The organism is Deltaproteobacteria bacterium (genome assembly GCA_019310525.1).
Lineage (GTDB): Bacteria > Desulfobacterota > DSM-4660 > Desulfatiglandales > HGW-15 > JAFDEE01.
This window is the reverse complement of record JAFDEE010000112.1, coordinates 1-14,378: the sequence shown is the minus strand read 5'-3', so window position 1 is coordinate 14,378 and position 14,378 is coordinate 1. Positions and strand designations below refer to the sequence as shown.

Genomic DNA, 14,378 nt, shown 5'->3' with positions numbered 1-14,378 from the left:
GTGCCTGTCCGCCGGTGTCTGGCGGGAGCGAAGCCATGGACGGCGGAGCGCCTGCCCGCCGGCTTTCTGGTGGGAACGTTAGCGAGGAGAACATCCGCAGCCTCTGCTTTCTGCCGGCCTGCAAAAAACCTGAATTTGAAAGAAACCGTTATGTATGGCTATCCTTCTGATTTTATTATTAATGAATAGCAAAACAATTCTATTCTGGACAGCAATGATTTGTTGGGCTTTTTTATTTCTTACAACGGCCTGCAAGCGGGGGGCGCCGAGGGACCAGCGGTCTGCTGCAGCGATGTGGCATCTCGAATTTTATTCATCCCAAGGGTTGAACAGAGCTACTCCACTAGCTTCCATATCTGATATGTTACGAGTGGCAACAACCATATTGAACGCAAGCCCGGTGGCAGCTATCAGGCCGTCTATGGTCGGCATCCCTCGTCCGCTTTGTTCTGTTCGCCCTTGGACTTGCCCCCAAATCATAGCCACTCGGGCGTCTATTGGTAAAATCTTATCTCGAAAACGCTCTCTCAGATCCTGCTCTATCCATAAGTGAATTTTCTTTTTCTGTCTTTTATCCCTTATCTTCTCAAGGCCCTTATGAAGTTCACCAAGGGTCAACACACTGATATATAAATTATTTTCATTCTGCGATCTTAACCAATTAATGACCTTGAGGCGCGGTTTAGGCTTTACGATTTCAGAAATTATGCAGGTATCAAGTATGTAATTCATATTTCAAGATCCCTCGGCAAATCTTTACTGCGTAATTCTGAAAAGTCTATTTTCGCATCCTTTAATGGTGATTTTTGGATAAACTCCACCAAATCGCACTTAGGAGTTATCATTTTTTTGTATTCATCAACCGATAACACCACTACAGCCTCTTTACCGTGTTTGGTGACGATTTGTGGTCCATTTTTTTGGGCTTTTTCCACTAAACGACTGAATTTGTTCTTTGCTTCCTGTAGTTGCCAAACCCTGTTTTCCATTTACGCCTCCATTTTTAATCTAGTCTGTCTAGATTATATTTAAAACGTTCAATTTTGTCAATCCTTCTTTTCATCAGGCCTGTTCAGTCCAACATAGAAACGCTGGGGCTCCGGGCCAGAGTTTCTATGTTGGGCTAAAAATTTCGAGGATTGAAATTAGCTTCTTATGGTGATATCAGTAGAAAAGGGAATTTTACAAAAATCTCCAGCAGTTTATCCACCTTCGCAGAAGACCGCGGGTTTACCCGCGGGGCCCCATTGAAAACGTAGCGAGTGCAGTAATTTCTCAAAAACCTGTCAAGGGACTTGGCGACAGGACGCAAAACAGGGGAGCCACAAGGATGGAAAAGCGACCACTGGGCCGATCTGAAGTTTTTATCACGCCCATCATCATGGGCACCTGGCAGGCCGGCAAGAAGATGTGGGTCGGAATCGACGACAAGGAGATCGAAAAGGCGATACGCTCGGCCTTCGACGCGGGCGTTACCACCTTTGATACGGCCGAGGAATACGGCCGGGGTTATTCGGAAAGTCTTCTTGGGAAGATCATCAGACCCGTAAGGAAGGAGGCCGTCCTTGCCACCAAGGTATTTGCCAACCACCTAACCTATGACCAGGTCATCGCCGCCTGTAACCGTTCCCTTGAAAGGCTGAAAACGGACTGGATCGATCTTTACCAGATCCACTGGCCCTCGGGCTCCTGGGGCACCAAGAAGGTGCCCATCGAGGAAACCATGCGGGCCATGACCGACCTGAAAGAAGCGGGGAAGATAAGGGCTATCGGGGTATCCAACTTCTCACTTCAACAACTCCAGGAGGCCGGCCGGTTCGGTCCAATAGAAAGTCTTCAACCCCCTTACTCCCTTTTTTGGCGGCAGGTGGAAAAGGATCTCCTGCCCTTCTGCCAACAAGAGGGGATCAGCATCCTGGCTTACTCTCCCATGTGCCAGGGGCTGCTTACGGGGAAATTCAGGCCGGGGCACCGGTTCGCAAAAGGGGACCACAGGGTGCGTAACCGCCTTTTCCAGGGTGATCACTTCATCCGGGCCCAGGAGGCCCTTTCAAGACTAAAGCCGATCGCCGATCGAAAGGGGGTCACCCTGGGTCAATTGGCCCTGGCCTGGGTGATCGCCCAACCCGGCACCTCGGCCATCGCCGGGGCCAGAAACGCTGATCAGGCCATTCAAAACGCCCTGGCAGCCGAAATAAAACTCACCGACGCTGAACTTTCGGAAATGGATGCCATCAGCCGGATCGTTACCGACCACCTGGATGACAATCCCGTGCTCTGGACCACATAAACTACTATCGGCTGAAGCCGATAGCTTCAGGGGCCAAGGGGGCGAACGATCGCACTAAAACCTTCGCCTGAAGGCCCAAGGTTCTCCCCTCCCCGGAATGGGGCATTAAGATCCGCCCATAGGCCGCCTTCCGGATTCGCCGGTTATTCCCACCGATCCTTCCCGGTCTTCTTCATTTCGATGAAATCAACACGTTCCACTCGGCCCCGGTCACTGATGAAGGAACTCAGCAACCAGCTCACCAGGCTGATCAGGAGCGATCCGATAACTGCGGACCAAAACCCCCGGACCACGAATCCAGAGATCACGCCCGATACCATCATGAGCAGGAAGGCATTGATGATAAAGGTGAAGAGGCCCAGGCTCAACACATTGATGGGAAGGGTGAGAAGGATCAGGATCGGCCTGAAAAAGGCATTAAGAATACCCAGTATCGCAGCGAATTTTTACCGGGTTCAAATGAAAATCATTTCACCCCTAATCCTTCTTACTCACTTCGACCACTGAATCCTTTGAACCCAGATTATTCATGACAAATTTTGAAAGAAGTTATTTCTTTAATGATTGTGGACTGTTGGACATCTTTCCAGGTCAGCTTTGCCGATTTTGCCGAATCTGCTGTGTTGTATGGCGCCTGAAGTACTGAAAGTACGTCTTCGTGCCTTACGGCCTTGCATCTTCTGCAAACTTGGCAATTGCATAATCCGGGTTGAATTCTCTAAATTAGAGCCTATCCAGGGTCCTGGCAATATACCGTACCATCTGGCCGGCCACCAGGTCCAACACTTCAGGATCCAGGAAACCTTCCGGGGCCTGTTCCTGAAAATACCGGGCCACTTCCTCTGTGGCCTTTCCAATGTCCCGGTTCCGCCTGTAGGATTCCTCTATAAAAATCCGGGTTTCCCGGGCCGTTTCAATGGCCCGTCGAAGGGCCTCACGGGCCTCATCTCCCATGACGGCCCCGTAATGTTCAGCCAGCAAGATGTCCACGTCGTAACAAGACATCTTTTCCAGGCTCTCGAGGTAAAGGTCATAGTTGGAATTGCCGGCGGCCATGAAAAAATCCTTATAACGAACACCGGCTGCATCGGAAGCGAAAAGGGCCCTCTCCCGGGGCATGTAAACAGCGATCGAGCAAGTGGAATGACCTGGAACCTCCAGGATCTCGAGATCCAGTGATCCGCAAGAAAGCCTATCCCCCTCCTTCAAAATCCTCTCCACCTCGATTCCCGAAAACTCAAAACCCCACTTTCGGGCCTGTTCCACCAACCCCGCCTTCTCTATCGCGGCCTGGTTCAAGCGAGCGATACTCCGTGAGACCTTCTCGTCGTCCAGGAGTTTCTTGGCCCGACCGGACGCCATAACCTCGGCCCACGGCCACCGCCTTTTCAGATAAGGAACCAGGCCGCAATGATCAAAGTGGGCATGGAGGATCACAATGGCCCTGATCTTATTTTCGTCTATTTGAAAGGCCTCGATCTGCCGATGGATTTCCGGGGCCAGATAGGACATTCCACCACCCAGCAGCAGGCCCTCATCTCCATCCTCCACAAAATAAACACACGACTCGGGCAATCCCAAGAGCAGGATATGGTCAGAGATCCTTCCAGGTTCCGTCAATATCAATGGTTCCTCCATTTGTCTTTCATTCTTGTACCACGCTCTACCCCTTGAACCCTTGAATCCTCAAGCCATTCCGAACCGAAATGAGCATTAACTTCCAGCATGTGATTGCGACTATCCTGGTGTCCATCCATAAATGAGAAAATTTGAGCCTGACGCAGCTTGCCCGCCGGCTGTTTGGCGGGCTTGTCACGCCGTAGCCGTGGCGGAGGCGGAAGATTGCGGAAATTGGCCATTTATGGATGAACACTATCCTAACAGATTCATCCCTCACTGTCTCCCCCATTGTCCGGTCCCCATTCACCCGTAACCCCCCGATATCGGACCCGGGCCCTATAAACCCCAAGTGAGGAAATCCGTCTTGATGATGGGACAAAAAAACCTTATCTTTCCTTTAAAAAAGGAAAACCCATATGGAAAAAAGAAATGCATTCACCTTTGAACAAGGAGTCATAAGGCCTCCCAACGAGGCCTCGAGCCTTCTCGTGCGTGTAACCAGGAATTGTCCCTGGAATCGGTGCCACATCTGCCCGGCTTACAAGGGAAAGAAATTTTCACGAAGAACCGTCCAGGAGGTCAAGCGGGACATCGACATGATGGCGGATGTTTACGGCGCCGGATCAAATACATTCACCTCCGCCTTCCTTCAGGACGCGGACACCTTGATTCTCCCAACTGAGGAACTTATTGAGATCATTGCCTATATCAGGAAAAAATTCCCCCGTATCGAGCGGATCACCACCTATGCCCGCGCAAAGTCCATGAAAAGAAAGAGCCCGGAGGACTACCGGAGGTTGAAGGAGGCGGGACTCACCAGGATTCACTCAGGGATGGAAAGCGGGTCTCTGAAGGTCTTGAAGCTGATCCGCAAGGGCATCACTCCTGATGACATCCTGGAGGGAGGCAGGCGGGTCGTGCAGGCAGGCATCTCCCTTTCAGAGTACATTATGCCGGGCGTGGGGGGAAAGGGCCTGAGCCGGGAGCATGCCCTGGAGACCGCAAAGATTCTGAACCGGATCAGGCCGGACTTTATTCGAGTGCGCACCTTTGCCGTTCACCCCCTCTCCCCCCTGCAGAAAATGATTGATGAAGGCACTTTTGAACCCATGAACGACGAGGAGGTGGTGGCTGAGATTCGGCTCCTCCTTGAAAACCTGGATGAGATGCCTTCCCATTTCCGGTGCGGAGACTTCAGCCTGAACCTGCTCATGCAGGTGGACGGGCGTCTCGACCTGCACAAGGAAACCATGCTGCAGGAGCTGGACCGCTTCTTGAGTCTCACCAAGGAACAGAAGCGGGCCTATTCCCTGCTCCAGCGCACCTACCCCGGCATGAGGCCCCTGGAGGTGGTCCAGGATAAAGAACTTTTAGAAAAACTGGTAAAAGAGATCGAGCGGCTTGAAGCCCGGGAAGAAGACGGGTTCAACAGGTATATCAGGCGGCTTATGGCTTACCAGTTGCCCCAACCCCAGACCCGAGACTGGACCTAGCGTCGCCCCGCCTGGGATGCCAAGTGGGACTGGCATACACACATTGGAGTATTTCGAGGATCAACCCACAAATTCTTGTGAGGAACCTATTCATCTTTTTATCTTGAGCTGAACTGAGCGTTTCAAATCAAAATTTTGAAACGCTGGCTTGAATATAATCGTTGATGTCAGCCGGGAGCCACAGCCAATACCTTCCCTCATGTTTTTTCAAGAGATTTTGTCTTGACCCGCTTAAGTGACTTTTCTATACTCTGTATACAGTATACAAAAAGGGCAATCTCTTTATAAACACACACGGCGTAATAAGGATATCTTATGGACAAGGAATATACCGTTGTAGGCACGCGGATGGTACGGACTGACAGCCTCGCGAAAGTGACCGGGAAAGCCATCTTCACGGCCGACCTTAAACTTCCCAGGATGCTCCACGCGAAGGTGTTGCGAAGCCCTCATCCCCACGCAAAAATTCTCAATATCGACACCAGCAGGGCCCAGCGACTCCCGGGAGTGAAGGCCGTAGTAACAGCGGCCGATGCGCACGGCGTCAAATGGGGGGTATTCAAGTACACGCAGGACCACCCGATGATAGCTGTTGATAAAGTCAGGTACGTCGGGGAGGACGTGGCAGGCGTTGCCGCCGTAGATGAAGAAACGGCTCTTGAGGCTCTTGATCTTATTCAGGTGGACTATGAACTCCTGGAGGCGGTCTTCGATCCTGAAGAGGCCATGAAAGAGGGGGCACCCCTGATTCATGAAGAGTACGCCAACAACATCAACATTCATGTCCATATCGATGTTGGTGATGTGGACAAGGCCTTCGCCCAGGCTCATCTCGTGCGGGAAGATACGTTCCATGCCGCCGGTGAGGCCTATTCGACGCTCGAACCATACGCGGTTGTGGCCTCTTATTCCAACGGTTACCTGGACCTTTGGGTGCCTAATGCCGGGCCACACGTGCGCGCCAAGGCCCTGTCCAATCTCCTGAAAATGCCCCTTAATAAAGTGAGGGTCCGGCATATAAACGTGGGTGGGCACTTCGGCTCTCGTTCCGAAGTATCTCCAGGCGATCTCGTGACATCCCTGTTGTCCATAAAGTCGGGATGTCCGGTCAAACTCGTCCTGACGCGCGAAGAAAACGCCACCTGTACGAGGCAGGTTCACGACATACGAGCGACAATCAAGACAGGTGTCAAAAAAGACGGCACCATCATAGCCAAAGAATTCCGCGTTGTTTATGACGGAGGCGCATACAGCAGCACAGGACCCATCGCCACATCGATTCCGTATTACGTCTATGAGGAAGCCTACCGATTCTCAAACGTCCGATACAATGGATATCGTGTAATCACCAACAAGGGAATCCGGGGAATGTACGGGGCCCATGGCAGGGCCTTCCTTTGCGGCAACGAAATGCAACTTGACATGATCGCCCGCGAGTTGGGAATGGACCCCATGGAAATCAGGCTCAAAAACGGGCTCAAAGTCGGAGAGGAAACGGCCACAAAATCGGTGATCATCAGCGGCGGGCTTGAAGAACCCATACGCCAGGCGGCCGAGCGGGCCGGATGGAAGGAGAAACGGGCCGGGCTCCATGAAGGAGAGGGAATCGGCATGGGATGTGTGGCCATCATGTGTGGTTTTCCCATGGGATTCAGGTCCGGCTCCTCATGTTACGTCAAACTTAATGATGACGGGCAGGCGACAATCGTGACTGGTATCTGCGATACCGGGATGGGAAATGAGTCCATGGCGATACAGATCGCCTCCGAAGTCCTTGGCATCCCCGTTGAAGATATTAATTTGATCAATGCGGACACCGAGGCGACGAATCTTGACCCTGGTGCGTACTCCCAGGCCGCTTCGTTTGTTGGGGGAAACGCGGTGAAGCGCGCGTGTGAAGAAGCCAAACGCCAAATCCTGGTACTAGCCGCGGCCAAGATGAATCATCCCCTAGAAGATCTAGACCTGAAGGATCGAATGGTCATATCCAAGACTGATCCTTCCAAGAGCATGCCCATGCGGTGGATTGTCAGGGAAGCGTTTTTTCGAGGAAAGCCCATAGCCGCTACGGGCGCATATATGCCTAAAATCGATTTTGAACGTGAATGGGTCAAGAATCCTTACGGACAAATGGCCGGGACTTACTCATTCGGTTGCTCTATCGCGGAAGTAAGGGTTGACAAAAAGACCGGACAGATACGCATCCCGCACTTTGTAGCTGCCCACGATTGTGGGAACCCTATAAACACCATGGCAGTCGAAGGGCAGATCGAGGGATCGGTACAACAGGCCGGGGTCGCGCTCATCACGGAAGAAACCCGGTGGAGCGATGGCCGGCTGCTCAACCCGGACCTCCTGGAGTACAAAATGCCCCTTGCCTGTGACATGCCTGAAATCGAACCTGTGATTGTATGTTCAAATGATCCCGAAGGACCCTTCGGCGCCAAAGAGGGAGGCCTGACAACGCGCATGAATGCATACAGTGCTGTCGCTTGTGCGGTGCACAACGCCCTGGGGGTACCCCTTAAAGAGTTTCCCCTCACTCCGGACAGGGTCCTCAAGGCTCTTGATGCTGCGAAAGGTGGAGGTAAGTAATGATAGCCTTGAAATTTGAGTTCAGGAGACCAAAGGATGTTGAGGAAGCCGTCCGGCTTTACGGTGAGTTCCAGGGGGAAGCGGCTTACTTAAGTGGGGGGACCGATCTGGTCCCTCGCATGAAACTCGGGCTTGAAAAACCTAAAGTCGTTATCGACCTGAAGCGCATTTCGCCGCTCAGCACCGTAGAGGATCAAGGTGAGTGGATCAGAATCGGTGCCCTGGCTCGGATCTTCGACCTCAAAGAAAACGAGACCATTAAAGACTACTTTCCCGCGCTGAAAGCATCCCTTGAAGCCACTTCCTGTGAATCCCTCCAGATGAGAGGCACAATCGGCGGTAATCTGCTTCAAAATTCCCGATGTCTGTTTTATAACCAGTCTGAATTCTGGCGTCGATCCAAGGGCTTTTGTCTCAAGATGGGCGGTAAAAGCTGTAATGCCATCCCAGGAGCCAATACTTGCTTTGCAAACTATTGCAGCGATAACGCACCCGCCTTGTGTACGCTTTCTGCCGAGATAGAATTCTCCGGACCTGATGGAACAAGACGACTCAACCTGGAAGAACTTTATACCGGCAGGGCCGAAAAACCCTTCAAACTTTATCCTGGTGAACTTCTCACGGCAATATTTGTTCCAAAGAAGAAGAGCGTGGGAGGTTACGAAAAATTACGAATTCGGGGTGCCATCGACTACCCCCTCCTGGGAGTGGGGTTTTCTTATGGAAACGGGACGGGCAAACTCACCATAGGAGCAGTTGGTCCTAAACCCCATTCAGTTGAAATGAAACAATTCTCCCAAGGTGCAATCCAGGAGGCTGCGGAGACACTCCTCAAACAGGTGCGGCCTGTCGATAATACCGTCGTCAATCCTGAATACAGGAAACGGATGGTTCCCGTGCTGGCCGAAAGGCTCGTGAACAAGGTGATGGAAGGGGTAAAGTGATGGATCGATTAAAGGTCAAATTCGTGGTAAACGGACAACCTGTAGACTTGAATGTCAAGCCTTCAGAAACCTTGCTTGAGACCCTGAGAGACCGCCTGGAATTGACCGGCGCCAAGGAAGGTTGCGGGTTGGGGGCTTGCGGGAGCTGCACAGTGCTCCTTAACGGACTTCCCACGCGCTCCTGTATCGTACTGACCGCTGAATTGGACGACGGCGACGAGGTAAGAACCATAGAAGGTTTGGCTGATGGAACAAAGTTGGATCCCATTCAGGAAAGCTTCATGGAAAATGGAGCGATTCAATGCGGTTTCTGCACGCCGGGCATGGTGCTTACCGCCAAGAGCCTGCTTGACAGAAACCCGAAGCCGAGCAAGGAGGAAATAATCCGCTCCATGTCTTCCAATCTATGCCGCTGCACGGGGTACAAGAAGATTCTGGAATCCGTGGAAGCCGTTTCATCCTCAAAGGTTTCAAAAAGCTAGGACGTGTCCATCCGTGGAAACGAGAAGACTTGGAAGTTCCCGATTCATGAGTGGGTTCATCCTCGGTGTGAACGAATTTTCCTTAAGCAGGCAAACCGAATATTACCGAAGCAGCGTCAATCTGGTCCCGGACCAGGAAAGTTATGAGGGCGAAACCGCTGATCCTTACATCAGAATTCCCGACAAAACGGTCTATTCCGGCGGTCTGCATCAAAAAGCGGCGGTCTCCTAACCATATGCACACACCAGAAAAACTGAACAGACATGGGGCTGGGACAGGCGGGCTTTTTGTCGGCATGGCATGGGCTCCCCGAGTTCCTTGACTCAAGCAGAAAAGAGCCACATATAGGAGGAGTAAAAAACATGCGTGTATTTGTGCTGGGCGGAGCAGGGGGAATGGGGCAGGGAGTTGCCCGGGACCTGATAAAACAAGAAGAGGTGTCGGATGTTGTCCTTGGAGACTTATTTCCAGATCCGGAGAGACTGGCGCCTAAGTTAAGAGATAGTGCAAAGGTTACCTTGGTCAAGATGGATGTAAATGACCATGCCGGCATGGTAAACGCATTCAAGGACTCGGATGTTGTAATCAACTGCGCAGGTCCCTTCTATAAAACGGCCGTGCCCGTGGCCAGGGCAGCGGTTGAAGCACGTGTCAACTATATTGATATTTGTGATGATTACGAAGGGACCGAAATACTTTTCAACTCAGATATTGACAAGGTGGCGAAGGAAGCCGGCATTACTGTTCTTACAGGTATGGGATCAGACCCCGGAACCAATAATGTCTTAGTGAAATGGTTCGCGGATAGATTGGACAGTGTTGAAGAAATTTACCTCTATTGGGTGGTAAGCATTGCAGAACTTGCAGGCGCCGCCTGGGACCATAGTCTTCATATGACCCTCGGGAAAATTCCCCAGTATATCAACGGTGAACTGGTTTACGTGGAAGGCGGGACCGATGTGGTAGCAGAAGAATTCCTGGAACCTTTGGGTACGTGCCATGTCCGCTATGTGGGTCATCCCCAGCCATTGACCATCCCCCGATATATCAAAGGGGTAAAAAATGTCATCATCAAAGGAGCGCTCATCCCTCTCTGGGTAGACGAATTGATCAAGGAACAAAAAGAGACGGGATTCCTGAGTAAAGAGCCAAAGGATATCAACGGCACCAGCGTGGTACCTTACGACCTGACCCTTAAGCTTTGGGAGACCATCCCTGAAGGGAGAGACAAAGGTCCTCAGGCTTCGGGCCTCAAAGTAATCGTCAAAGGCGAACGAGGCGGGAAAAAGGTGACATACACGGCGGATATGGTTGGAAGAATGGCCCCCGGGACAGGTATTCCGGCTTCGATAGCGGCCCTCATGATGAATGCCGGGGATGTGACGGAAAAGGGAGTAATGGCCCCCGAGGGCTGCATTGATCCCGACAAATTCCTGGCAGCCTTTTTAAAGCGAGGTGCCAGAATCCATCAAACAGAAAAAATTTCCTCCATGTTTGAAATCTAATACGGGCAGGAGACTTTCCATGAAAGAGACACCGAAACTGAATATAACCAAGAGCAGGGAACTCTTTGAAGAAGCGTGTGGCCTGGTGCCGGGAGGAGTTCTGGGTGCAAGAAAACCCAGCGATTTTATTGAAGGTGAATACCCTATTTTTTTCGAATCAGGCAAAGGAAGCCATCTTACGGATGTTGACGGCAACGAATTTATTGATTTCTTGTGCGGTTACGGGCCCATTATTCTCGGTTACCGTGAAGAAGAGGTTGATAACGCGGTTTGTGAACAGGTTAGGGAAAAAGGAATCTGCTTCACCCTGACACAAAAATATCAAAATGAGCTGGCAAAAAAGTTGACCGAACTTGTGCCGTCATCCGAGTTGAGTATTTTTCTGAAAACCGGGTCAGACGCCACCTCGGCCAGTATTCGCATAGCACGGGCCTATACGGGCAAGATCAAGGTCATGCGTTGCGGATACCATGGCTGGCATGACTGGTGCGTTGAAATGAAGGGGGGGATTCCTTTAAAATTTTATGAAGACGTGTTTGAGTTTAAGTATAATGACCTTGATCAACTGGAAAAACTGATGGCCGAACACGGTGCTGAGACAGCCGCAATCATTATGACTCCGTTCGGTCATCCAAACCATGAAAAAATGCAGGAACCCTCGCCCGGATTTCTGGAAGGGGTAAGGGATCTTGCAGACAAATACGGCGCAGTGTTGGTCTATGATGAGATAAGGACCGGTTTCAGGCTGAGGATGGGTGGTGCCCAGGAACTCTATGGTGTTATTCCCGACATGACCGTGCTGGGAAAGGCGATTGCAAACGGATACCCGATTTCCGTGGTAACCGGCAAAAAGGACGTCATGATGGCGGCGGCTGACAAGCTCTTTATTTCGTCAACCTTTTTCCCGAACAGTGAAGGGTTTGTCGCGGCCCTGAAGACCATAGAAATCCTTGAACGAGACAGGGTGCTCGATAATATATGGGAAAAGGGCGAGCGATTCATGAAGAAGATCCGAGCGATCCTGGATAAATATGACGTGGGCGCCGAGCTGACCGGGGTCGCCCCCATGTTTTACATCACCTTCAAAAAGGATGAAACAGGGACATATAAAGGAAAACGGAAAGACTTCTATACTCAGCTCATCCGCAAAGGGTTCTTCTTCTCGCCTTACCACCACTCCTATATCTGCTTTCGACACACGGAAGAAGACCTGGATTTGACTTTGAGGGCCATTGAAGAATCCCTGGCATTTGTGAAAAACAAATATTCACTTTCGTCTTAAATGATAGCAAACTACTATCGGCTGAAGCCGATAGCTTTAAGGGCCAAGGGATCGAGGGGTCAAGTGAAAACATTTTTCCTTACATCCTTTTTTCTCACTCGAACCCTGGACCCTTGAATCCTACCCAAAAAAACGAGCAAACTAAAGTCTTCGCCTGAAGGCGAGGGATTTTCTCCCATTCCCAGTATGGGACATTAAAATTTGTCCGCGTGTAGTGACGACTCCCCACCTTTAGGGCGGGTCCCCGGTTTGAGTCTGACACCGCTTGTCCGCCGGCTTTTTGGCGGGCTTGTCACTCAGTAGCCGTGAGAAAGGCGGAAGATTGAGGAAAAGGGCCATTTATGGATGGTCAGTAGTCAGAGATGGGAAAAGAAAAAATACCGGCGACTCCGGCCATAAGGTTTCTGAAGGCTCGGAAGGTCCCTTTTCTCCTTCATGCATACCGATACGAGGAGCACGGAGGAACAACTGTTTCAGCAAGGGAACTTCGCGTTGACGAGCACCTGGTCATCAAGACCCTGGTAATGGAAGACGAGAAGAAAAACCCTCTGATCGTTCTCATGCACGGCGACAAACAGGTCTCCACCAAGAACTTAGCCAGAACCTTGGGAGTCAAGTCCGTCACACCCTGCGATCCCCAAACCGCCCGGAAGCACACTGGGTATATCGTCGGCGGGACATCACCCTTCGGGACCCGAAAACCCCTGAAAGTCTATGTGGAAGAGTCGATCCTCTCTCTCCCCAGGATCTATATCAATGCTGGGAAAAGGGGGCTCCTGGCGGAAATCGCTCCCAAGGACCTTGTTCGGGTGCTGGAGCCAGTACCCGTAAACGTCGCCATCTGATCCGGAACTCCCACGGCCACCAGCTACAGCCACCCACCAGTTTTTTTATTCCAAAAATTCAGGATTATCCAAAGGGATCATTCCTCCCTGGGTCTGGGTCTTTCCCCGGGAAACCTGGGAGGAACCGGAGGTCACCGTGGGGCTCCCATGTGCCCCTTTTTCACCCTCCACGAGCGTAATCAGGTCCTCCACGATGGACTTCATCTGAACAGCCTGGGAGCGCATTTCCTCGGAGGCCGAAGCGGATTCCTCGGCATTGGCCGCATTCTGCTGGACAACTGCATCCATCTCCGCCATCGCCTTGTTCAACTGGGTTATTCCTTCGGCCTGCTCGTTTGAGGCGGCGGCGATTTCCGCAACCAATTCACCGACCTTTGCAGACTTTTCCGACACCTTGGAGAAGGCTTCATTGGTTTCGGTCACCAGCTCAGAGCCCTGTTTGATCTTCGTGACCGTATCCTCAATGAGGCTCGAGGTATCTCTGGCGGACTCCGCCGCCCGAAGGGCCAGGTTTCGCACCTCATCCGCCACTACCGCGAAACCGGCACCCGCCTCTCCGGCCCTTGCGGCCTCCACAGCCGCATTCAGGGCGAGGAGGTTGGTCTGAAAAGCAATTTCATCGATGGTTTTGATGATCTTGGAGGTTTCTTCACTCGCTTTGGAGATTTCGTCCATGGATCTGGTCAAGCCGCTCATTGAGCGATTAGCGGCGTTGACAACCTGGTTGGCCTCTTTCATCAAGTTGTCGGCCTCCTGGGCGTTGTTCGCATTCTGCTTCGTCATGGCGGCCATCTCTTCCAGAGAAGAAGAGGTTTCTTCCAGGGAGGCGGCCTGGGACGATGCCCCTTCGGCAAGGGCCTGACCGGCCTGGGAGACGTTGCCTGAAGCAGAAGATACCTGTTCCGAGGCCTCACGAAGATCATTAATAATCCGCTTAAGAGCGGAGGAAACAGATCTCGAGGTGAAAAAACTCAGGAGGATGGCCAGTAGTGAGGCTACCCCGAGGATCACCACTATGCTCCGGAAATAGGACTTCACCCTGGAATAAAAGAAGGTTTCCCCTTCTATCATTTCCTGCTCAATCTTGCCGAGTATCTCCTTGATATTCTTAAAAAGGTATGCCTGGATCCGATCGATCTCCTCCTCATTCTGGATGAACTTCAGGGTCAAATCCTTCACCTTGATGTTGGCTTTCTTTGCCGCAAGGACCAAGGGTTCAAATGGTGTCCCTGCCAGAGACTTCTCGTCTTGCTTCACGTTTTCCATGAGCTTGTCAAGGAAGCTCAACATCTTATCCTTGGCCTCAAGGCTTTTCTTTAAT

At 51.5% G+C, this 14,378-nt stretch carries 14 protein-coding genes; 9 read left to right on the top strand and 5 right to left on the bottom strand.

The window, feature by feature from the left end; genetic code table 11:
* Nucleotides 1-309 precede the first annotated feature (309 nt).
* Nucleotides 310-732, bottom strand: coding sequence for a type II toxin-antitoxin system VapC family toxin (locus JRF57_15230; GenBank protein ID MBW2305055.1), 423 nt, complete (start codon nucleotides 730-732; stop codon nucleotides 310-312).
* Complete coding sequence (locus tag JRF57_15225) at nucleotides 729-989, bottom strand: type II toxin-antitoxin system Phd/YefM family antitoxin (protein MBW2305054.1); 261 nt, start codon at nucleotides 987-989, stop codon at nucleotides 729-731. The genes JRF57_15230 and JRF57_15225 overlap by 4 nt, the downstream gene beginning before the upstream one ends.
* Before the next feature lie 341 nt (nucleotides 990-1,330).
* Here JRF57_15225 and JRF57_15220 point away from each other — a divergent pair, with 341 nt between their 5' ends.
* Nucleotides 1,331-2,290 carry an aldo/keto reductase gene (locus JRF57_15220; GenBank protein MBW2305053.1) on the top strand — a complete coding sequence of 320 codons (960 nt, stop codon included), beginning with the start codon at nucleotides 1,331-1,333 and terminating at the stop codon, nucleotides 2,288-2,290.
* A gap of 143 nt (nucleotides 2,291-2,433) precedes the next feature.
* On the opposite strand, the gene JRF57_15215 is transcribed toward JRF57_15220, so the two are convergent.
* Complete coding sequence (locus tag JRF57_15215) at nucleotides 2,434-2,724, bottom strand: phage holin family protein (protein ID MBW2305052.1); 291 nt, start codon at nucleotides 2,722-2,724, stop codon at nucleotides 2,434-2,436.
* Nucleotides 2,725-3,013: 289 nt separating this feature from the next.
* Entirely contained in the window at nucleotides 3,014-3,928 is a 915-nt protein-coding gene (locus JRF57_15210) for an MBL fold metallo-hydrolase (GenBank protein MBW2305051.1), read from the bottom strand.
* Nucleotides 3,929-4,326: 398 nt separating this feature from the next.
* Between JRF57_15210 and JRF57_15205 the strand changes: the two genes are divergently transcribed.
* The 8 genes from JRF57_15205 to ybaK all read left to right on the top strand — a co-directional run bounded on the left by JRF57_15205 (nucleotide 4,327) and on the right by ybaK (nucleotide 13,057).
* Complete coding sequence (locus JRF57_15205) at nucleotides 4,327-5,403, top strand: radical SAM protein (GenBank protein MBW2305050.1); 1,077 nt, start codon at nucleotides 4,327-4,329, stop codon at nucleotides 5,401-5,403.
* Between the two features lie 315 nt (nucleotides 5,404-5,718).
* Nucleotides 5,719-7,998: a molybdopterin-dependent oxidoreductase gene (locus JRF57_15200; protein MBW2305049.1), complete on the top strand. Its 2,280-nt coding sequence runs from the start codon at nucleotides 5,719-5,721 to the stop codon at nucleotides 7,996-7,998.
* Nucleotides 7,998-8,942, top strand: coding sequence for an FAD binding domain-containing protein (locus JRF57_15195; GenBank protein ID MBW2305048.1), 945 nt, complete (start codon nucleotides 7,998-8,000; stop codon nucleotides 8,940-8,942). Before JRF57_15200 ends, JRF57_15195 begins: the two co-directional genes overlap by 1 nt.
* On the top strand, nucleotides 8,942-9,424 hold the full coding sequence (locus JRF57_15190) for a (2Fe-2S)-binding protein (GenBank protein ID MBW2305047.1): 483 nt from the start codon (nucleotides 8,942-8,944) through the stop codon (nucleotides 9,422-9,424). The genes JRF57_15195 and JRF57_15190 overlap by 1 nt, the downstream gene beginning before the upstream one ends.
* 13 nt (nucleotides 9,425-9,437) lie before the next feature.
* Nucleotides 9,438-9,656: a hypothetical protein gene (locus JRF57_15185; protein MBW2305046.1), complete on the top strand. Its 219-nt coding sequence runs from the start codon at nucleotides 9,438-9,440 to the stop codon at nucleotides 9,654-9,656.
* A 131-nt stretch (nucleotides 9,657-9,787) separates the two neighbouring features.
* Complete coding sequence (locus JRF57_15180) at nucleotides 9,788-10,930, top strand: saccharopine dehydrogenase NADP-binding domain-containing protein (protein ID MBW2305045.1); 1,143 nt, start codon at nucleotides 9,788-9,790, stop codon at nucleotides 10,928-10,930.
* A 19-nt stretch (nucleotides 10,931-10,949) separates the two neighbouring features.
* Entirely contained in the window at nucleotides 10,950-12,212 is a 1,263-nt protein-coding gene (locus JRF57_15175) for an aminotransferase class III-fold pyridoxal phosphate-dependent enzyme (protein ID MBW2305044.1), read from the top strand.
* Between the two features lie 362 nt (nucleotides 12,213-12,574).
* Nucleotides 12,575-13,057 carry a Cys-tRNA(Pro) deacylase gene (ybaK, locus tag JRF57_15170; GenBank protein ID MBW2305043.1) on the top strand — a complete coding sequence of 161 codons (483 nt, stop codon included), beginning with the start codon at nucleotides 12,575-12,577 and terminating at the stop codon, nucleotides 13,055-13,057.
* Between the two features lie 45 nt (nucleotides 13,058-13,102).
* Here ybaK and JRF57_15165 read toward each other — a convergent pair.
* Nucleotides 13,103-14,378: histidine kinase (locus tag JRF57_15165; protein MBW2305042.1), on the bottom strand; the 1,276-nt coding region annotated here is incomplete at its 5' end.

What these genes read in the sequence shown, in the direction of transcription:
- JRF57_15230 (MBW2305055.1), bottom strand. Translation starts at nt 732, where the DNA reads ATGAATTACATACTTGATACCTGCATAATTTCTGAAATCGTAAAGCCT.
- JRF57_15225 (MBW2305054.1), bottom strand. Translation starts at nt 989, where the DNA reads ATGGAAAACAGGGTTTGGCAACTACAGGAAGCAAAGAACAAATTCAGT.
- JRF57_15220 (MBW2305053.1), top strand. Translation starts at nt 1,331, where the DNA reads ATGGAAAAGCGACCACTGGGCCGATCTGAAGTTTTTATCACGCCCATC.
- JRF57_15210 (MBW2305051.1), bottom strand. Translation starts at nt 3,928, where the DNA reads ATGGAGGAACCATTGATATTGACGGAACCTGGAAGGATCTCTGACCAT.
- JRF57_15205 (MBW2305050.1), top strand. Translation starts at nt 4,327, where the DNA reads ATGGAAAAAAGAAATGCATTCACCTTTGAACAAGGAGTCATAAGGCCT.
- JRF57_15200 (MBW2305049.1), top strand. Translation starts at nt 5,719, where the DNA reads ATGGACAAGGAATATACCGTTGTAGGCACGCGGATGGTACGGACTGAC.
- JRF57_15195 (MBW2305048.1), top strand. Translation starts at nt 7,998, where the DNA reads ATGATAGCCTTGAAATTTGAGTTCAGGAGACCAAAGGATGTTGAGGAA.
- JRF57_15190 (MBW2305047.1), top strand. Translation starts at nt 8,942, where the DNA reads ATGGATCGATTAAAGGTCAAATTCGTGGTAAACGGACAACCTGTAGAC.
- JRF57_15180 (MBW2305045.1), top strand. Translation starts at nt 9,788, where the DNA reads ATGCGTGTATTTGTGCTGGGCGGAGCAGGGGGAATGGGGCAGGGAGTT.
- JRF57_15175 (MBW2305044.1), top strand. Translation starts at nt 10,950, where the DNA reads ATGAAAGAGACACCGAAACTGAATATAACCAAGAGCAGGGAACTCTTT.
- ybaK (MBW2305043.1), top strand. Translation starts at nt 12,575, where the DNA reads ATGGGAAAAGAAAAAATACCGGCGACTCCGGCCATAAGGTTTCTGAAG.